The organism is Paraburkholderia sp. (assembly GCF_024281035.1).
Taxonomy (GTDB): Bacteria; Pseudomonadota; Gammaproteobacteria; order Burkholderiales; family Burkholderiaceae; genus Paraburkholderia.
In genome coordinates this window covers 1-20137 of the sequence record NZ_JAMXLH010000066.1, presented here as the reverse complement: position 1 = coordinate 20137, position 20137 = coordinate 1, and the positions used below count along the sequence as shown (strand labels likewise).

Below are 20137 nucleotides of genomic sequence, written 5' to 3'. Positions count from 1 at the left end.
GGGATTATAATGCGCCCCCATGTCGAATGTACCCAAAAGACCTGTCGGCGGGCAGGGCAGCAACAGCCGCGACGAGACCGGCGCGGCGCGCGATGGTGCGCACGAAAAACGTGGCGCGCAGCGCTATGCCGAGGCGCCGAAGCCGGCGTCGGCGCAACGGCTCGCGGAACTCGTGCGTGGCGGACCGCCTGGCGGCGCGAGCAACCAGCAAAAGCGCGCGGATAAACCGCTCGCTCAGCCGCAGCCGCGGCAACAGCCCGCGGAGCGCGAAAAGCAGCCCGCGACGGGCGAAAAGCAGCCTGAAACGCAGCCGCAAATGCAGCAGCAAGCGAAGCCGCAAGCGAAACCGCAGGCGAAATCCGGGAGCGAGCGCGTGCAACCGGCGCACCCGCGCGAGCGGCAGGCGGGGCAGCAGGCAGTGGCACAGGCGAAATCCCAGCCGCAGTCACAGTCACAACCGCAGTCGCAGTCACAACCGCAACTGCAACCGCAGTCCCAATCGCAGCCGCAGCCGCAGCGGCAATCGCAGCCGCAGCCGCAGTCACAGTCACGACCGCAGCAACAACCGCAGCCTCAGCAACATAAACCGCGTCGCGAGCAACCCGCGAAGCCGCGCAACGACAATCCGTCGCCCGCACGCGGAGCGCACACCGAGCGGCGCGACGCGCAGCCGCCGAAGCCGTCGGGCGATCGGCCAGCCGCGCCGCGCGCGCAACAGCCGGCGCTGCGCACGTCTTCGCCAGGATCGCGCGACGCCAGGCCTCGCCAGCCGCAGGGCACGGCAGCGCGCGCGCCTGAACCGGCCGAAGCGCGCGTCTCGCGCGAAGCGCCGCCGCAGGCGGGCGTGCCCGCGCCTGCGCCCGCCGCAAACGGCGAACGCAAGGAAAGCAAGGAACGCAAAGAACACAAGGAGCGCACCGAACGCCCCGCGCGCCGCGTCGTCGAGCTGAATCCCGTTCCGCCCATCAAATTCCCCGAGGCGCTGCCGGTCAGCGGCCGCCGCGAGGAAATCGCGCGCGCCATCGCCGAAAACCAGGTCGTGATCGTGAGCGGCGAGACCGGCTCGGGCAAGACCACGCAGTTGCCGAAGATCGCGCTCGCGCTCGGGCGCGGCCTGGGCGCGGGCGGCACGGGGCTCATCGGCCACACGCAGCCGCGCCGGATCGCGGCGTCGGCCACCGCGCGCCGGATCGCCGACGAACTCGCCACGCCGTTCGGCGAGGTGGTGGGCTACAAGGTGCGCTTCACGGACAACCTCTCGCCGGGCGCCTCGGTCAAGCTGATGACCGACGGCATCCTGCTTGCCGAGACGCAGACCGATCCGCTGCTCAAGGCCTACGACACGATCATCATCGACGAAGCGCACGAACGCAGTCTCAACATCGACTTCCTGCTCGGCTATCTGAAAGAGATCTTGCCGCGCAGGCCGGACCTGAAGCTCATCGTGACGTCGGCGACCATCGACGCCGACCGTTTCGCGCGCCATTTCGGCGGCGAGGAGACGCCCGCGCCCGTGATCGAGGTGAGCGGGCGGCTGTATCCGGTCGAGGTGCGCTACCGGCCGGTGGTCGAGGACAGTCCGGCGGTGAAGGCTGCCCAGGGCACGACGGGGCGCGAAAAAGGCAAGCCGCAGCGCGACTCGGCGCGCGATCGCGATCTGATGGATGCGATCGTCGACGCCGTCGACGAACTGTGCCGCGAAGGTTCGGGCGACGTGCTCGTGTTCCTGCCGGGCGAGCGCGAAATTCGCGACGCCGCCGAGGCGCTGCGCAAGCATCATCCGCCGCACACGGAAATCCTGCCGCTCTTCGCGCGGCTTTCGGCCCAGGAGCAGGAGCGCGTATTCAAGCCGTCGAACGCGCGCCGCATCGTGCTCGCCACCAACGTCGCGGAAACGTCGCTCACGGTGCCGGGCATCCGTTATGTAGTCGATACGGGTCTTGCGCGCGTGAAGCGCTATTCGTACCGCAACAAGGTCGAGCAGCTGCAGATCGAGTCGATTGCGCAGGCCGCCGCGAACCAGCGTGCGGGCCGCTGCGGCCGCGTCGCGGACGGTATCTGCATCCGCCTGTACGAAGAGCAGGATTTCCTTTCGCGTCCAAAATTTTCCGATCCGGAAATTTTGCGTTCGTCGCTCGCGACGGTGATTCTGCGTATGAAATCGCTGCATCTCACGGCGATCGAAACCTTTCCGTTTATCGAGCCGCCGCCGGGCCGCGCGATTGCGGACGGTTATCAACTGCTGGGCGAACTCGGTGCCGTCGACGACGACAACGCGCTGACGCCGCTCGGGCGCGAACTCGCGCGCCTGCCGCTCGATCCGCGCGTGGGCCGCATGATTCTCGGCGCGCGCGACGAGCAGTCGCTGCGCGAAGTGCTCATCATCGCAAGCGCGCTATCGGTGCAGGATCCGCGCGACCGGCCAATCGAAGCGCAGGAGCAGGCCGACCAGGCGCACCGCCGTTTCGCCGACGAGCGCTCCGAATTCCTGCAGTGGCTCAAGATCTGGGCCTGGTTCGAGGAGGCCGTCGCGCACAAGAAGTCGAACCGGCAACTGATCGATTCGTGCCGTGCGAATTTCCTCTCGCATTTGCGGTTGCGCGAGTGGCGCGACGTTCACTCGCAACTGCTGACGGTCGTGCGCGAGCACGGCTGGCGGATCAACGAATCGGTGGCGACGTACGAGCAGATCCACCATGCGCTGCTGACGGGCCTGCTCGGCAATATCGGCCTGAAAGCCGACGACGAGCCGCATTTTCTCGGCGCGCGCGGCATCAAGTTCCATCTGTGGCCGGGTTCGGCGCTCGTGAAGAAGGCGGGGCGCTGGGTGGTCGCCGCCGAACTCGTCGAAACGAGCCGCCTCTACGCGCGCTGTATCGCGAAGATCGAACCCGAGTGGCTCGAAAAGGTCGGCGCGCATCTGCTGAAAAAGTCGCTTTCCGAGCCGCATTGGGAAAAACGTGCGGCCCAGGTGAGCGCCTACGAGCGCGGCGTGCTTTACGGCTTGCCCGTGTATCAGCGCCGTCGTGTGGCGTTCGGCAGGCAGGATCCGGTCCGCGCGCGCGAACTCTTTATTCGCGGCGCGCTCGTGGAAGGCGAGTTCGACACGAAGCTCGCGTTCTTCGCGCACAACCGCAAGCTGCTGGCCGATATCGAACAACTCGAGCACAAGTCGCGCCGCCAGGACGTGCTGGTGGACGACGAACTGATCTACGGCTACTACGATCAGGCGATTCCCGCGGGCATTTACTCGGGCGCATCGTTCGAGCGCTGGTATCGCGATGAAGTCAAAAAGAGCGGCCAGCCCGAGGACAGGCAGCGCCTGCTGTATCTCTCGCGCGACGACCTGATGCGCCACGAGGCGGCGGGCGTCACGACCGATCTGTTCCCGAAGCGCATGACGATGTCGGGCGTCGCGATGGCGCTCACGTATCACTTCGAGCCGGGCTCGCCGCGCGACGGCGTGACGCTCGCGGTGCCGCTCTACGCGCTCAATCAGGTCGATGCACGGCGTTGCGAGTGGCTCGTGCAGGGCATGCTCAAGGAGAAGGCGCAACTGCTGCTGAAGTCGCTGCCGCAGAAATTGCGCCGCCATTGCGTGCCGCTGCCCGACTACGCGGCGGGTTTCGCCGAGCGGGTGTCAGGCGAGCGCTTCGGCGCACGCGGTCTGCTGGAAGCGCTGATCGAGGATGTGCGCGAGCAGAAGCAGATCGCGCTGAAGCTGGCGGACTTCAAGCTGGAAACGTTGCCCGCGCACCTGTTCATGAACTTCAAGGTGATCGACGAGCACGGACGCCAGCTCGCGATGGGCCGCAATCTCGCGCAACTGCGCGCCGAACTGGGCGCGCAGGCACAGCAGCAGTTCCAAAAACTCGCTGCGAGCGCAACGGCCCAGGTCGCGCAGACCGGTGAGAGCCTGCCCGAGCAACGCGTGCAGCCGGGCGCGGCGGCGCGCACGAGCGTGCCGTCCGACGCGGCAGAACCGGTGGTCACGGCCACGGCGCTCTACGAGAACCTCACGACCTGGAATTTCGGCAAGCTGCCTGAACTGCTGGAAATCCGCCGGGGCGGACAGACGCTGTTCGGCTACCCGGCGCTCGTGGATCGCGGCACGCATTGCGACGTGGAAGTGTTCGATTCGCCCGAGGAAGCGGCGCGCATTCATTGCGCGGGCTTGCGACGTCTTTTCGCGCTTCAGTTGCGCGAGCCGATCCGCTATCTGGAGAAGAACCTGCCCGGGCTGCGCGAGATGGCGATGCATTTCATGGCGCGCGCGACGCAGGAAGAGTTGCGCGATCAGTTGATCGAACTCGCACTCGACCGTGCCTGCCTTCAGGACCCGCTTCCCGCTGACGACGCCGCTTTTCACGCGCGCCGCGACGAGGGCCGCGGACGCCTCTCGCTGCTCGCGCAGGAGATCGCGCGGCTCGTGGGCCAGATTCTTGCCGAATACGCGAGCGTGGCGAAGAAGCTCGTGCAGGCCAGGGCATTCGGCCAGGCCGCCGTCGACATGCAGGCCCAGCTCGATGCGTTGACCGGCAAGCGCTTCATCGTCGATACGCCTTATGCGCAGCTCGTGCACTTTCCGCGCTATCTGAAGGGCATTGCGCTGCGCATCGACAAGCTGCGCGCCGACGCTGCGCGCGACGCCCGCCAGTTCGCCGAATTCCAACCGCTCCTGCAGCAGTATCAGCGTGCGCTGTCGCAGCGCGGCGGCGTGTTCGATCCGCGGCTTTCGGAGTTCCGCTGGCTGCTGGAGGAACTGCGTATTTCGCTTTTCGCGCAGGAGCTGCGCACGCCGATGCCCGTGTCGGTCAAGCGGCTCTACAAGGTCTGGGAATCGATGCAGCGCTGATGGCAAACGCGTGCGCGGGGCGGACGTTCAATGGGGGTAAGAACGTCTGTGTCGCGGGCGCGCGACGGTTTGCCGCATAAGGTGCGTTTCGCCGTAGCCCGGCCATCCTGCGACAAACTGGCCGATCTACAATCACGCTCCTCCCGCCTCGTGAATTCCCATGCGTAACTCCGAATTTCGCCGCGCCGCCGGCCGTCTTGCCGCTGCGGGCGCACTGGTCTGCGCATCGTTCGTCTCGCTGGCCGCGCACGCGAACAACATCATCGTGCTCAATTCGGGCGACGCCACGCTCAGCCTGATCGATTCGCAGACGCATCAGGTCATGGGCACCGTGCCGACCGGCAAGGAGCCGCATCACCTCTTTCCGACGCCGGACAGCCGCTCGCTCATCGTCGCGAATTCGGTCTCGAACAATCTGCTGTTCGTGGATCCGCAAACCGGCAAGCCGCAACTGCTCGTCGAGAACGTCGAAGATCCGTATCAGCTCGGTTTCTCGCCCGACCGCAAGTGGTTCGTCACGACCGCGCTGCGCCTCGACCGGCTCGACATCTATCACTACGCGGGCGGCGCCGTATTCACGGTCGCAAAGCGTCTGCCGCTCTCGGCCATGCCGAGCCACCTCGCATTCACGCGCGACAGCCGCACGGTGTTCGTGTCGCTCCAGTCGTCGGGCGAGATCGCGGCCGTCGATCTGCCTTCGCAGCAGGTGCTGTGGAAAATGCCGGTCGGCTCCGCGCCCGCGGGCCTGTGGCTCACGCCGGGCGACAAGTACCTTCTCGTCGGCATGACGGGCGCCGACTACGTTGCCGTCGTCGACTGGCGCAACCAGAAGATCGTCAAGCAGATCGCGGTGGGCAGGGCCGCGCACAACTTCCGCTCGCTCGCGGACGGCCGCCATGTGCTGGTGTCGAGCCGCGTGTCGAACACGATCAGCATCGTCGACGAAGTCGCGCTCGAAAAAACCGGCGAGATCGGCGACCTGCTGCCGGGGCCGGACGATATGGAACTCTCGGCCGACAAGCGCTATCTGTGGGTGACGTTCCGCTTCGCGAAGCAAGTCGGCGTCATCGACATGCACACGAAAAAGCTCATCAAGACGATTCCCGTGGGCCGCTCGCCGCACGGCATCTACTTCTACGACCGCGCGCCCGTCATGGCGCCGAACGGCGCGTGATTTTGCCTGACTGCGCCTGAGGTTGCGCAATCGCAACTGAGCGCAACTGAGCGCAGCGGAGGGGGCGCGGGCGGCGGGAGCGAAGCTCGCGCGCTGCAAAGCAGCAGGGCGGAGGTTTCGTCCCGCTTCACCCGCCGCGCGCGCGCTGGTTTATGCTTCGGGCTATAGTCAATCGCGCCCACGAATCCCGTGTTCTTCACCTATCCTGTCGACGTTCTCCGCCCGCATGAATGATCTGATGCGCTCGTTCGGACGCGCGCTTGCCAGCGCGTTTCACCCCGTCATGCTGTGGCTCACGTTCTTGCCGTTTCTCGTAGCGGCCATCGTGTGGGGCGGTCTGCTTTACGCCTTCTGGCAGCCGCTGATCGACACCGCGCGCATCTGGCTCCAGAACTGGGGGTTCACGTCCACGCTCTATCACCTGTTCGACTGGCTCGGCTTCGGCGCGATGCGCGCCGTGATTGCGCCGCTCGTCGTGATTGCCGTCGCCATTCCGCTGATCGTCGTGACCGTGCTGCTGCTGATCGTCGCGCTCTCGATGCCGCGCGTGATCCGTTATCTGTCGGCCCGGCAGTACGCGACGCTCGAAATGCGGCGCGGCGGAAGCTGGTACGGCAGTCTCGTGTATTCGCTGTGGACCACGCTCGTCTGCATCGTGCTCATGATCGTCACGCTGCCGCTGTGGCTCGTGCCGCCGTTCTTCGCGCTGATCCCGCCGCTCCTGTGGGGCTGGCTCACGTATCGCGTGATGACCTATGACGCGCTCGCGCTGCACGCGAGCGCCGAGGAACGCCGGGCGCTGGTGCGCCGCTATCGGCTGCCGCTGCTCACGATCGGCATCGTGAGCGGGCTGCTCGGCTCGCTGCCCACGGCGATCTGGGTTTCGTCGGCGTGGCTCGTCGTGCTGTTTCCGGCGGTCGCCGCGCTGACCATCTGGATCTACGCATTCATTCTCGTATTCACGGCGCTATGGTTCGGCAACTACTGCCTGCGCGCGCTCCAGCGCATGCGCGCCGAGGCGCAGCACAACGTGCCCGCCGTGCCCTGACGGTGCCCTGACTCTGCCCTGACTTTTCACATCAAGCGACTACAACGAGGCGACACATGGCATTTGGCGTCATCATCATCGGCGACGAGATTCTCTCCGGCCGCCGCCACGACAAGCATCTGCCGAAAATCATCGAATTGCTCCGCGCGCGCGGCCTCGCACTCGAATGGGCCGAATACGTCGGCGACGATCCTCGGCGGATCACCGCAACGCTGCGGCGCAGCTTCGCGTCGGGCGATATCGTGTTTTCGACGGGCGGGATCGGCGCGACGCCCGACGACCACACGCGGCAGTGCGCGGCAGCGGCGCTCGGCGTGCCGCTCGCGTTGCATCCGCAGGCGCGTGCGGCCATCAGCGAACGCATCGTCGACATGCACAAGGGCAGCGAGCCGGTCGATTTCGACTCGCCGGAGAGCCAGCGCCGCTTCCACATGGGCACGTTTCCCGTGGGTTCGGAGATCATTCCGAACGGCTACAACAAGATCCCCGGTTTTTCGATTCGCGAGCACTACTTCGTACCGGGCTTTCCTGTGATGGCCTGGCCGATGATCGAATGGGTGCTCGACACGAAATACGCGCACCTGCATCACCAGACGCCGCATGCGGAGAAGTCGCTGCTGGTGTTCGAGCTGCCTGAATCGACGCTGACGCCGCTGATGGAGCACATCGAAAAGGATTTCCCGGGCGTGCGCGTGTTCAGCCTGCCGAGTGTCGGCGATGCCGAGCGCGGCGGCGTCTACGCGCGGCGGCACATCGATCTGGGCGTGAAGGGCGAGCCCGAGGCGGTGGCGGCGGCCTTCGTGAAGTTGCGCGAAGGCGTGCATCTGCTCGGCGGCGATATCGTGGAACCGGCGGAGGCGGGCGGCAGCGAGCCGCGTGCCGGCAGTTGAGTGTTCGCGCTCGCGCGGCTAGCTGCGCGAGCGGCGGGTGGAGCGGCGGGTGGAGCGGATCGGGCGGGTGCGCCGGCCGGCACAGCCACGAAGCATGGGCGGTGCCGTGGCCCGGCGCATCATTGCACTGTCATATGCGTCGCTCAGAGTGACTCGTCGAGAAAACGCGGAGCAACGCCGGGAAGCGCCGAGCAATGCGCGGTGCGCGATTGCCCTGCGGCGTTCAGGCGCCGATCCACGGCAGGCCGCGGAAGCACCAGCCCGACACGGTCTTGCGATGGCCCTGGCTGTCCTTGTCGCCTTCGAAACCCTCCAGCAGATCGTAAGCCTGGGTGAAACCGGCCTTCGTGGCTTCGATGGCTGCCAGTTTCGAACGCATGGCGCTGCGGCACAGGAACAGCACCGGCGTCTCGGGGTCGACGCAAGTGCGCAACTGGGCGAGGAATTCGGCGTTGGGCACGCCGCCCGGGTAGCGGGTCCATTCGACATGAGCGTATTGCCCGTCGCCGATCAACGGGCGGCCTACCCAGTCGAGTTCCGCACGCGTGCGCACGTCGACGAGGCGCGCTCGCGGGTCGAGCTGCAGCAGCTCGAATGCCTCGGCGGGCGCCATCGCGCCCGCGTAGGGCAGCTGATTTTCGATGCGGCGCTGGTCGGCCTGGGCGTACAACTGTTCGAGCGTAGTCATGACAACGGATCTCCTGTTTCTTGTTGGATCAAAGGATCATTCTAGCGCGCGGCATTTACGCCGGGCGGCGCGTCCCAGCCAGGCGCCGAAGCGGCTGGCTGGAGCGCACGTGACGCAAACTCCATGCATCCGGATGGTGCAAAAATTCTGGTTTGCACCATAATGAGCAGCATTCGGTGCGCCAATATTGGGATTGCACGAAAGCGGTGCTTTTTTCCGACTGCTGTACCGGCTTCGCGTGACGGCGTCAGGCGGTCGGACTTTCCCGTCAGGCTTATGTCGATGAAGGGATTCGCATCTGCCTGGCGTGTACATGGATGTGCGTGGCGTATGCCTGGCATGGAAGCTGCTTTAACGGTCGCGATCGATTCGCAGCCAGCCTGAGCAAGCCAGCAGAGGCGCGTCAGGTTCAGGATCAAACGTATTCGGACGGCGGCACAGTACGCCGAAATCGTTAATCAGGAGAAAAGGTTATGAGTAAATCCGTGGCCGACGTCATGCAACTCGTCAAGGACGAAGACGTCAAGTTTGTCGACTTCCGTTTCACCGATACGCGCGGCAAGGAACAGCACGTTTCGGTGCCGGTCTCGCACTTCGACGAAGACAAGTTCGAAAGCGGCCATGCGTTTGACGGTTCGTCGATTGCCGGCTGGAAGGGCATCGAGGCGTCGGACATGCTGCTCGTGCCGGACGCGAACACCGCGTTTGTCGACCCGTTCTACGAAGAATCGACGCTCGTGATGACCTGCGACGTGGTCGAGCCGGCCGACGGCAAGGGCTACGAGCGCGACCCGCGCTCGCTCGCGAAGCGCGCCGAAGCGTACCTGAAGAGCACCGGTCTCGGCGACACGGCGTTCTTCGGCCCGGAACCCGAATTCTTCATTTTCGACTCGGTCCAGTGGAACGTGGACATGTCGGGCTGCTTCGTGAAGATCGGCTCGGATGAAGCACCGTGGTCGTCGGGCAAGGAACTCGAAGGCGGCAACACGGGCCACCGCCCGGGCGTGAAGGGCGGCTACTTCCCGGTCGCGCCGGTCGACACGTTCCAGGACATCCGCTCGGAAATGTGCCTGCTGCTCGAACAGATCGGCATTCCGGTCGAAGTGCACCACCACGAAGTGGCGGGCCAGGGCCAGAACGAAATCGGCACGAAGTTCTCGACGCTCGTCGAGCGCGCCGACTGGACCCAGCAGATGAAGTACATCATCCACAACGTCGCGCACACGTACGGCAAGACGGCGACGTTCATGCCGAAGCCGGTCGTCGGCGACAACGGTTCGGGCATGCACGTTCACCAGTCGATCTGGAAGGACGGTCAGAACCTGTTCGCGGGTAACGGCTACGCGGGCCTCTCGGAATTCGCGCTGTTCTACATCGGCGGCATCATCAAGCACGCCCGTGCCCTGAACGCGATCACGAACCCGACGACGAACTCGTACAAGCGTCTCGTGCCGCACTTCGAAGCGCCGGTCAAGCTCGCCTACTCGGCGCGCAACCGTTCGGCGTCGATCCGCATTCCGCACGTGAGCAACCCGAAGGGCCGCCGTATCGAAACGCGCTTCCCGGACCCGATGGCCAATCCGTACCTGTGCTTCTCGGCGCTGATGATGGCGGGTCTCGACGGCGTGCAGAACAAGATCCACCCGGGCGAAGCCGCCGACAAGAACCTGTACGACCTGCCGCCGGAAGAGGATGCAAAGATCCCGACCGTCTGCGCGGGCCTCGACCAGGCACTCGAAGCGCTCGACAAGGATCGCGAGTTCCTGACGCGCGGTGGCGTGTTCACCGACGGCATGATCGACGCGTACCTCGACCTGAAGGAAAGCGAACTGCAACGCGTGCGTATGACCACGCACCCGGTCGAGTTCGAGCTGTACTACTCGCTGTAATTCGGCGATGGCGCTTCGCTCGCGACGACGCGGCGAAGCGCTCCGCGAAGTGCTCTGAAGCGCTCGCCAGATGCGCGCGATAGCCGCGATCAATCACAAAGGGACGGCGTCGCCGTCCCTTTTTCGTTGTGCGGCAAGCGCGGCACCTTGCGCCGGGGCCCTGCGCGCTCGTGCGCCGGGCCAGAACGACAAAGACATTGCCGGTGCGCCCCACCGCGCCCGTCCAGCCACATGGTGCTCAAGAATCTGATCAAGGCCAGGAAGGGCCACGCGGAATCGCCTTCGGACGACGCGCAACTCGCCGACTCGGGTTTTTTGCCCGGCTTCGAGGCGCTGCCGACGGTCGTGCTCGTGCTCGAAAAACGCACGCTGCGCGTCGCATTCGCGAATCCTTCCGCCGAGGCGATGCTCGACCTCTCGCGCCGTCAACTCGCGCAGATGGCCTGGCCCGATCTGTTTTCGAACGCCGACGAGCTGATCTCGACGATCGCCGCGATTGCCGAGCACCGCTTTCACGCGACGCGCCTCGACGCGACGCTCGAACGCCCGGGCCGCGAGCCGCTGCACGTGCATGCGATCGTCGGCTTTCTCGAAAGCGCGCCCGACTACGTGCTGCTCGAACTGTTCGAGATCGAACGGCACCTGAAGAGCGACCGCGAGGAGCGCATTCACGACCTCACGGCCGTCAACAAGCATCTGATCCGCAATCTCGCGCACGAGATCAAGAACCCGCTCGGCGGCATTCGCGGCGCGGCGCAACTGCTCGAGTTCGAACTGGGCGTGCTGCAGCGCGACGAACTGCGCGAATACACGCAGGTCATCATCAAGGAATCGGACCGGCTGCAAACGCTCGTCGATAGATTGCTCGAACCGCACCGGCATCCGCATATCGTCGGCGACGTGAACATCCACGAGGTGTGCGAGCGCGTGCGCGCGCTGATCCTCGCGGAGTTCCCGCGCGGCCTCACGATCGAGCGCGATTACGACGTGAGCGTGCCCGATCTGCGCGGCGACAAGGAGCAGCTGATTCAGGCCTTGCTCAACATCGTGCGCAACGCGGCGCAGGCGCTGCGCGAGCGCATCTCGCAGGGCGATGCGCGCATCGAGATCCGCACGCGCGTCGCGCGCAAGGTCACGATTTCCAAGCGCCTGTGCAAGCTGGCACTGGACTTGCATATCACCGACAACGGACCCGGCATTCCCGAGGACATTCGCGACCGCATCTTCTATCCGCTTGTTTCGGGGCGCGAGGACGGCAGCGGCCTCGGTCTCACGCTCGCGCAGACTTTCGTGCAGCAGCACGACGGGCTGATCGAAGTGGAAAGCCGCCCGGGACACACCGAGTTTCAGATTTTGCTGCCGCTCGACTACTGACATTGCACGCACGTCAACAGGACTTCTAACCGACCTCATGAAGCCGATCTGGATAGTAGACGACGACCAGTCGATCCGCTGGGTGCTGGAAAAGGCACTGGCCCGCGAGAATCTCGCGACCCGCAGCTTTTCGAACGTGCGCGAGGCCGTGAGCGCGCTCGACAACGACAGCCCGCAGGTGCTCGTGTCCGATATCCGGATGCCGGGCGGCTCGGGGCTCGAGTTGCTGCAGACGGTGCGCGAGCGCCTGCCGGGGCTGCCCGTCATCATCATGACCGCGTTTTCCGACCTCGACAGCGCAGTGGGTGCGTTCCAGGGCGGCGCGTTCGAATATCTGGCCAAGCCCTTCGACGTCGACCGAGCGGTCGAACTGATCCGCCGCGCCGTCGACGAGAGCATGCGCGGCGAGCATCCGCTCGACGAACGTCCCGCCGAAGCGCCCGAGATGCTCGGCCAGGCCAGCGCGATGCAGGACATGTTCCGCGCGATCGGACGGCTCTCGCACTCGGCGGCGACCGTGCTCATCACGGGCGAGTCGGGCACCGGAAAGGAGCTGGTGGCCCGTGCGCTGCACCGCCATAGCCCGCGCGCGGACGGTCCGTTCATCGCGCTCAACACCGCGGCCATTCCGAAAGATCTGCTCGAATCCGAATTGTTCGGCCACGAGCGCGGCGCGTTCACGGGCGCTCAGTCGATGCGCCAGGGCCGCTTCGAGCAGGCCGAAAACGGCACGCTGTTCCTCGACGAAATCGGCGACATGCCGTTCGATCTGCAGACGCGTCTGTTGCGCGTGCTCTCGGATGGGCAGTTCTATCGCGTGGGCGGGCACAATCCGCTGCGCGCGAACGTGCGCGTGATCGCGGCGACGCATCAGAACCTCGAAACGCGCGTGCGTCAGGGCCTGTTCCGCGAGGACCTGTATCACCGGCTCAACGTGATCCGTCTGCGGCTGCCCGCGCTGCGCGAGCGCAGCGAAGACATCCCGCTGCTCACACGCCACTTCCTGCAAAAGAGCGCGCGTGAACTGGGCGTCGAGCCCAAGCGCGTGTCCGACCAGGCGCTTGCGTATCTGTCTTCGTTGCCTTTCCCGGGCAACGTGCGCCAACTGGAAAATCTCGCGAACTGGCTGACGGTGATGGCGCCCGCGCAGACGATCGAGTTGAAGGATTTGCCGCCTGATCTCGTGCCTGTGCATGGTGCGCCGGTTGACGCGGCTGCTGTGACCGTGAACGGAGAGGCCATGCACGCGGCGGCTTCCGGCGCAACGTCGTTCGCCAGCGCGGCAGCGCTCGCCAGCGTGCCGGGCGGGATCGCTGCGGGTGGCGTTGCGGGTGGCCTTGCCGGTGGCGTTGCAGCGCCGGCGGCGGTGGCCGTCTGGGAAGCCGGCTTGCGCACCGAAGTCGCCCGGCTGTTGCGCGAGAACAGCGCGGATGTCATGGACGCGCTCTCGCGCCGCTTCGAGGCCGCCGTGATCCGCGAGGCGCTCGACTTCACGCGCGGCCGCAAGGTTGAGGCCGCCGAGCGCCTCGGCATCGGCCGCAACACCATCACGCGCAAGATCCAGGAACTCGATCTGGAGTGACGCGGGCGTATCGATCCGGCGTCAAGTGCGGATCGATACGCGCCGTCGCGCTCACTTGCCGTCGCGCGCTCAGGGCATAATCGACGCTGTTTCCTGCCAGCAATCGATCATGCCCGTCAATTCCGCCTGGCCCGCCGAGGCCGATCCCTTTATTTCGCTCGAATCGCTCGATGATCTCGCCGCCGGTGCGTGGGTCGAGCAACAGAACGCGCGCACGCGTGCCGCATGGCGCGGCGGCGCGCGCTTCGATGCGCTGCAAAAGCGTCTTGGCGAGGCGTATCTCCCGCGCGAGCGTCCCGTGATCCCGAGCCGCTGGCAACAGTGGGCCTACGATCTGTGGGAAGACGAAACGAACCCGAAGGGCCTGTGGCGCCGCGCGCCGTGGGCCGACTGGCGCGCGGGCAAGGCGCAGTGGCAGACGCTGATCGACTTCGATGCGCTGGGGCGCGACGAAGATATGCCGTGGGTGTGCGCGGGCATCGACATCCTCTATCCGGACGGCGACCGCGCGCTGATCCAGCTCTCGGACGGCGGCGCCGATGCGGTGATCGTGCGCGAGTTCGATATCGAGCGGCGCGTGTTCGTGGAAGACGGCTTCGCGATCGCGAAGGAAGGCAAGCACACGATCTCGTGGATCGATCGCGACACCGTCTACGTGGGCTGGGAAAACGGCCGCCGTACGCTTACGCGTTCGGGCTATCCGCGCGAAGTGCGGCGCTGGACGCGCGGCACGCGGCTCGCCGAGGCGCCCGTCGTGTTTCGCGGCGAATTCGACGATATCGGCGTCGAAGCCGATTACGATCCCGTCGAGCGGCGTCATGACGTGGTGCGCAACGTCGACTTCTTCGACGCGTACAACTACTGGCTCGACCCGCACGGCGCATGGCAGCAGTACGACTTGCCGACGCATGTCGCGGTCGGCGCATGGCAAGGCTGGCTGCTGCTGGAGCCGCGTCTCGACTGGACCTGTGCGGGCGTCACGCATCCGGGCGGTGCGTTGCTCGTGATCCGCGAAGATGCGTTCCTTGCGGGCGACCGCACGATGACGGCGCTGTTCACGCCGACGCCCGTTACCTCCGCGTGCGACTGGACCAATACGAAGAATTACCTCGTGGTCTCCTGGCTCGACGACGTGCAAAGCTGCACGATGCTGTGGCAGCCGCCATCGGGCGATGGCGCGAGTTCGTGGCGCTCGCGCCTGTTTCCGGCGCGAGCGGGGTTGCAGGCGGCGCAGGTGGATGTCGCGCCGGTCGAAGACACGCTCGACGACGAAGTGTTCGTCGATGTCGACGATTACCTTCAACCGCCCGAATACTGGCTCGCCGATATCGCAAAGTCGGATCTTCAGGACTGGGAATTAATCGATCGCTGGCCGACGCAGTTCGACGCCGCGCCGCTTGCCGTGATCCGCTCGCATGCGCACTCGGCGGACGGCACGCGCGTGCCGTTTACGGTGATCGGTCCGCGCGCGGTGATCGACGTCGATTCGCGCCAGCACGCGCCGTGTCTGCTGACCGGCTATGGCGGCTTTGCAATTGCGCTCACGCCGCAATATCTCGTGAGTTCCGGGATCGGCTGGATGGAGCAGGGCGGGATTACCGTCGTCGCGCATATTCGCGGCGGGGGCGAATACGGCAGCGCCTGGCATGTCGACGCACAGCGCGAGCATCGGCAGCGCTCGTTCGACGATTTCATCGCGGTCGCGCAGCAGCTTGTTGCCGAGGGCTTCACGACCGCCGCGCAACTCGGGATCAAGGGCGGCAGCAACGGCGGCCTGCTCGTTGCCGCGTGCATGGTGCAGCGGCCCGAGCTATTCGGCGCGGTGGTGTGCGAAGTGCCGCTGCTCGATATGCAGCGCTATCCGCTGTTGCACGCGGGCGCGTCGTGGATCGACGAATATGGCGATCCCGAAGACGACGTCGAAGCGCGTGCGCTGGCCGCGTATTCGCCGTATCAGCGCGTGCAGGCGGGCGTGACGTATCCGCCGTCGCTCTTTACGACCTCGACCAGCGACGACCGCGTGCATCCCGGTCACGCGCGCAAGATGGTTGCGCGCATGCAGGCGCAGGGGCACGCGAATGCCTGGTATCTGGAGAACACGGAAGGCGGCCACGGACCCGGCAGCGATGCGCTGGAGCGCGCCGAGTACGACGCGCTCGTGTTCCGCTTCCTGTGGACGACGCTCGGCGGGACGTGGTGAGGTGTGCGTGCGCCGCTCGGAGCGCGCCGCTTAGCCCGCGACGTCGAGTTGCGCAACGACCGGCGTGTGGTCGGACGGCTGCTCCCACTTGCGCGGCGTCTTGTCGACTTCGACTGCTTTGCACTGCGGCGCGAGTGCCGGTGAGAGCAGGATGTGGTCGATACGCATGCCCGCGTTGCGGCGAAACGCGAACATGCGGTAGTCCCACCACGTGAAGGTCTTTTCGGGCTGCTCGAACTGGCGAAACGCATCGACCAGGCCGAGATCGATCAGGCGCGCAAACTGCGCGCGCTCTTCCGGCGAGACGAGATTCTGGCCTTCCCACGCTTTCGGATCGTGCACGTCGCGATCTTCGGGGGCGATGTTGTAGTCGCCCAGCAGCGCGAGCAACGGATAGCGCTGCATTTCCTGCGCGAGCCAGTCGTGCATCGCGTCGAGCCACGCGAGCTTGTAGGCGAACTTGTCGGTGCCCGGCGCCTGGCCGTTGGGGAAATACGCGCTCACGACGCGCACGCCGCCGACCGTCGTGGCGATCACGCGCTGCTGCGGATCCTCGAAGCCGGGAATGTTGCGCACGACCGTCGCTTCGTCGACGACAAGACCGTCGCGCGCAAGAATCGCCACGCCGTTATAGGTCTTCTGACCTGCGAACCAGCTGCGGTAGCCCTGCGCCTCGAGCTCGGCCGTGGGGAATTTTTCATTCGGGAGCTTCAGTTCCTGGAGGCACAGAACGTCGGTGCCGCTTTCCTTGAGCCAGTCGATGACGTGCTGTAGACGGACCTTTAGCGAATTGACGTTCCAGGTGGCGATTTTCATGTGAGGCCCGGTCGGCTGACTGCGTTGAAACGGAATGCGCGCCGCAGCGACGGGCGCGCACGACGCGTCATTATGAACTGCTTCGTACAGTCGGCGTGAATCGCGTTACCGTGGATCGCAGCTTCGGCTGCGGGGTGCATTGATGCGTTTGCGCGTTCACGTTGCCGCCGCGCACGCGTGATGTCGAAGATGCGGTCGAAGAAGCGGTGGAAGCTGAGATCGTGCGCATCGAGGCGCAGAGGGGATGAACGCGAAGCCGGCGCATGCCGGCTTCGCGGTTGTGCTTCTCCAGGCAGCTTATGCAGTGACCGTTTCGGCCGCAGTGGCCACATTGGCCGCGATGCCGAGGCGCTCGCGAGCCGCCTCGTACTCGCGCTTCAGACGTGCGATCAGTTCGGCGGCCGGCACGACGCCCTTCACCGCGCCGATGCCCTGGCCCGAACCCCAGATGTCTTTCCACGCTTTTGCATTCGCCGAGCCGAAGTTCATCTTCGACGGATCGGACACGGGCAGTGCATCCGGATCGAGCCCGCTCGCCGCGATGCTCTGGCGCAGATAGTTGCCGTGAACGCCGGTGAAAAGGTTGGAGTAGACGATGTCGCCCGCGTTGCTGTCGACGATCATCTGCTTGTACGCCTCGACAGCGTTCGCTTCGTTCGTTGCGATGAACGCCGAGCCGATATACGCGAGATCGGCGCCCGCCGCCTGTGCGGCGAGGATCGCGTTGCCATTGCCGATTGCGCCCGACAGCAGCAGCGGCCCATCGAACCATTCGCGGATCTCGTGAATCAGCGCGAACGGCGAGAGCGTGCCCGCGTGGCCGCCTGCGCCCGCGGCGACGGCGATCAGGCCGTCGGCGCCTTTCTCGATGGCCTTCTTCGCGAACGTATTGTTGATGATGTCGTGCAGCACGATGCCGCCCCAGGCGTGCACGGCATGATTGACTTCCTCGCGCGCGCCGAGCGACGTGATGACGATGGGCACCTTGTACTCGGCGCAGACGCCGAGATCGTGCTGGAGGCGGTCATTCGACTTGTGCACGATCTGATTCACCGCGAACGGCGCGGCGGGCTGGTCGGGATGCTTTGCGTTGTAGTCGGCGAGTTCGGTCGTGATGCGGTCCAGCCATTCGCCGAGCACGTGTGCGGGCCGCGCGTTGAGCGCCGGGAATGAGCCGACGACGCCCGCCTTGCACTGCGCGATGACGAGATCGGGGTTCGAAATGATGAAGAGCGGCGAGCCGACGACCGGAATCGACAGGCCGCGTCGCAGCACGGCGGGCAGGGACATCCATATCTCCTGGGAGGGCGACGGCGGCCGGAGGCGGGCGCCGTCATATTGTTCGTTGCATTCGGAAGGCACCGAGACCACGGCGCGGCGGGGCGCGCGGCGGCTCGACGAGATAAACATAGCAAACCGACGGGCACTATGCAACCAGTTGCATAGTGCCCGTATTCGAATGATTTGAGGGACGGTGCGGCGCAGCCCGTGGTTTAGAATCAGCGGATGTCGACACCCCACGCCATTCTGATCGCCTTGCTGGAAAAGCCTGCCAGCGGCTACGACCTCGCGCGGCGCTTCGATCGCGCGATCGGTTTTTTCTGGCGCGCCACGCATCAACAGATCTACCGGGAACTGGGCCGCATGGTGGAAGCGGGGTGGGTCGCCGTTGTCGAAGACGAGGCCGAGGTCGCAACGCGCAGAAAGGTCTATTGCGTGCTGGCGGTGGGGCGCGAGGAAGTCGTGCGCTGGGTGCGCGAGACGCCGCTCGGACGCGAGGATCGGAATGCGTTCCTGTTGAAGCTGCGCGCGGATGCGGTGGTCGGTCCGCTGGGGCTTCGCGACGAACTGTTGCGCCTGATCGATGAGAACCGGGCGCAGCTTGTTCTGTACCGCGAGATCGAGCAGCGCGACTTCGGAACGCCGTCGCTCACGCGCGGCCAGCAATTGCAGTATGCGATTCTGAAGGCGGGGATACGCACGCAGGAGGTGTGGCTCGAATGGGCAGCGGAGGTGCTGCCGTTGTTCGACGCCGACGCCGATTCCGTTTTGAAGCAGCATTGTGATCCGCTTCGCAGTGCAGACTAATTCGCATGCGCCGTGTGCTTAAACGTTTAGACCGGCGACACGTTTGATACCGCGCTATTTCCCCGCGTCGAGAAAATGTTTGACACGATGATCGCGGCTGGCTATAATTTTTATCTCTAACGGACGCGGGGTGGAGCAGTCTGGCAGCTCGTCGGGCTCATAACCCGAAGGTCGTAGGTTCAAATCCTACCCCCGCAACCAAAGCTAGCCGTTAGCAAGTTTCAAAAAACCCGCATGATGCAAGTCATGCGGGTTTTTCATTTTTCACTGCGCATTTCCCCCGTTTTTACGCATCAAGCGGAATCAAGCGCCCAATCGACGGCCGCGCGCGCATGCAATGCCGTGGTATCGAACACGGGCAGTGCCGAATCGTCGGCGCCGATCAGCAGCGTGATTTCTGTGCAGCCCAGGATCACCGCCTGCGCACCGCGTGCTTTCAGGTCTTCGATTACGCGCTGATAAACACGCCGCGAATCTGCTTTCACGATTCCGTGGCAAAGCTCGTCGTAGATGATCCGATGCACGTCGGTGCGATCGCGCTCGCCGGGCACCACGGTTTCGATGCCATGCCGGTCACGCAGGCGGCCCAGATAGAAGTCCTGCTCCATCGTGTAGCGCGTGCCGAGCAGCCCCGCGCGCGTCACGCCAGCGGCCTTCAGCGCCGCGCCGGTCGGATCGGCGATGTGGAGAAACGGCGTCGATATCGCCGCCTCGATCGAAGCATGCACGCGATGCATCGTGTTCGTTGCGAGCAGCACGATCTGCGCGCCGCCGCGTTCGAGTTGTGCGGCGGCCTCGGCCATCTGCTCGCCAAGTGCGTCCCAGGCACCTTCGCGCTGGAGCGCTTCGATACCGGCGAAATCGACCGTCAGCATCAGGCAGCGTGCGTTGTGGTGACCGCCAAGACGCGCCTTGGCGTACTGGTTCATCAGCCGGTAATACTCGGCGGACGATTCCCAGCTCATGCCGCCAATCACACCAATTGTCTTCATCATCGTTCTTCAGTCCGCAAGCTGTCTGGTGCGCACGAGTATAGGCTCGCGTTCGACGGCGTACAGGTACGGTATGGTGCCGCGGCAGCGGTACAGCCAGGGGACGGATCGCCGACAGTTGTCTTGAAAATAATACTGTATCTTTGTACAGTATCGATACCTTGAACGCGTCATCTTCCGCTATGCCGCCGCCGGCCGCATCAGGCACCGCTCGCAAGATCATTCACTGCGACTGCGACTGTTTTTATGCGTCGGTCGAAATGCGCGACGATCCGTCGTTGCGCGGGCGCGCGCTCGCCGTCGGCGGGCGGCCCGACCAGCGCGGCGTCATTGCCACCTGCAATTACGAGGCGCGGCGCTTCGGCATTCATTCGGCGATGTCGTCGGCGCTCGCGATGCGCAAGTGTCCCGAGCTGCTGATCCTGCCCACGGCGATGGAGAAGTACCGCACCGCCTCGCGCGCGATCATGGCGATCTACCGCGACTACACGCCCGACGTCGAACCGCTTTCGCTCGACGAGGCCTATCTCGACGTCACGCG

13 protein-coding genes, 1 tRNA gene and 1 pseudogene are annotated in these 20137 nt (G+C 65.2%); 11 read left to right on the top strand and 4 right to left on the bottom strand.

From position 1 onward, the window contains the following. Positions 1–19: 19 nt before the first annotated feature. The 4 genes from hrpA (at position 20) to Q0L30_RS21320 (ending at position 7967) form a co-directional block, all read left to right on the top strand. Positions 20–4855, top strand: a complete 4836-nt coding sequence (gene hrpA, locus Q0L30_RS21335) for an ATP-dependent RNA helicase HrpA (RefSeq protein ID WP_296660836.1) — start codon at positions 20–22, stop codon at positions 4853–4855. A gap of 160 nt (positions 4856–5015) precedes the next feature. After that, positions 5016–6029, top strand: a complete 1014-nt coding sequence (locus tag Q0L30_RS21330; protein WP_296660833.1) for a beta-propeller fold lactonase family protein — start codon at positions 5016–5018, stop codon at positions 6027–6029. A 226-nt stretch (positions 6030–6255) separates the two neighbouring features. Beyond that, entirely contained in the window at positions 6256–7077 is an 822-nt protein-coding gene (locus Q0L30_RS21325) for an EI24 domain-containing protein (RefSeq protein WP_296660830.1), read from the top strand. Between the two features lie 56 nt (positions 7078–7133). Then, positions 7134–7967: a molybdopterin-binding protein gene (locus tag Q0L30_RS21320; RefSeq protein ID WP_296660828.1), complete on the top strand. Its 834-nt coding sequence runs from the start codon at positions 7134–7136 to the stop codon at positions 7965–7967. Between the two features lie 223 nt (positions 7968–8190). Here Q0L30_RS21320 and Q0L30_RS21315 read toward each other — a convergent pair whose 3' ends face one another. Continuing rightward, complete coding sequence (locus tag Q0L30_RS21315) at positions 8191–8655, bottom strand: rhodanese-like domain-containing protein (protein ID WP_296660825.1); 465 nt, start codon at positions 8653–8655, stop codon at positions 8191–8193. Between the two features lie 473 nt (positions 8656–9128). Between Q0L30_RS21315 and glnA the strand changes: the two genes are divergently transcribed. From glnA to Q0L30_RS21295, 4 genes are all read left to right on the top strand, one after another. After that, complete coding sequence (glnA, locus tag Q0L30_RS21310; protein ID WP_296660823.1) at positions 9129–10544, top strand: type I glutamate--ammonia ligase; 1416 nt, start codon at positions 9129–9131, stop codon at positions 10542–10544. A gap of 231 nt (positions 10545–10775) precedes the next feature. Beyond that, a complete protein-coding gene (gene glnL / locus Q0L30_RS21305) occupies positions 10776–11918 on the top strand; it encodes a nitrogen regulation protein NR(II) (RefSeq protein WP_296660821.1) in 1143 nt (380 codons plus the stop codon). Positions 11919–11955: 37 nt separating this feature from the next. Next, positions 11956–13500, top strand: coding sequence for a nitrogen regulation protein NR(I) (gene ntrC, locus Q0L30_RS21300; RefSeq protein ID WP_296660819.1), 1545 nt, complete (start codon positions 11956–11958; stop codon positions 13498–13500). 109 nt (positions 13501–13609) lie between these two features. Then, positions 13610–15700, top strand: coding sequence for a prolyl oligopeptidase family serine peptidase (locus tag Q0L30_RS21295; RefSeq protein WP_296660816.1), 2091 nt, complete (start codon positions 13610–13612; stop codon positions 15698–15700). A 30-nt stretch (positions 15701–15730) separates the two neighbouring features. On the opposite strand, the gene xth is transcribed toward Q0L30_RS21295, so the two are convergent. Next, positions 15731–16516, bottom strand: a complete 786-nt coding sequence (gene xth / locus Q0L30_RS21290; protein ID WP_296660813.1) for an exodeoxyribonuclease III — start codon at positions 16514–16516, stop codon at positions 15731–15733. 297 nt (positions 16517–16813) lie between these two features. Continuing rightward, positions 16814–17806, bottom strand: a complete 993-nt coding sequence (locus Q0L30_RS21285) for a nitronate monooxygenase family protein (RefSeq protein ID WP_296660807.1) — start codon at positions 17804–17806, stop codon at positions 16814–16816. 216 nt (positions 17807–18022) lie between these two features. Between Q0L30_RS21285 and Q0L30_RS21280 the strand changes: the two genes are divergently transcribed. Then, on the top strand, positions 18023–18604 hold the full coding sequence (locus Q0L30_RS21280) for a PadR family transcriptional regulator (RefSeq protein ID WP_296660802.1): 582 nt from the start codon (positions 18023–18025) through the stop codon (positions 18602–18604). A gap of 124 nt (positions 18605–18728) precedes the next feature. Continuing rightward, positions 18729–18805 (top strand) — tRNA-Met (locus tag Q0L30_RS21275). A gap of 92 nt (positions 18806–18897) precedes the next feature. Here Q0L30_RS21275 and Q0L30_RS21270 read toward each other — a convergent pair. Continuing rightward, complete coding sequence (locus tag Q0L30_RS21270) at positions 18898–19596, bottom strand: aspartate/glutamate racemase family protein (protein ID WP_296661773.1); 699 nt, start codon at positions 19594–19596, stop codon at positions 18898–18900. A gap of 182 nt (positions 19597–19778) precedes the next feature. Between Q0L30_RS21270 and Q0L30_RS21265 the strand changes: the two are divergent. Then, positions 19779–20137: pseudogene (locus Q0L30_RS21265) on the top strand (DNA polymerase IV); the annotation flags it as partial.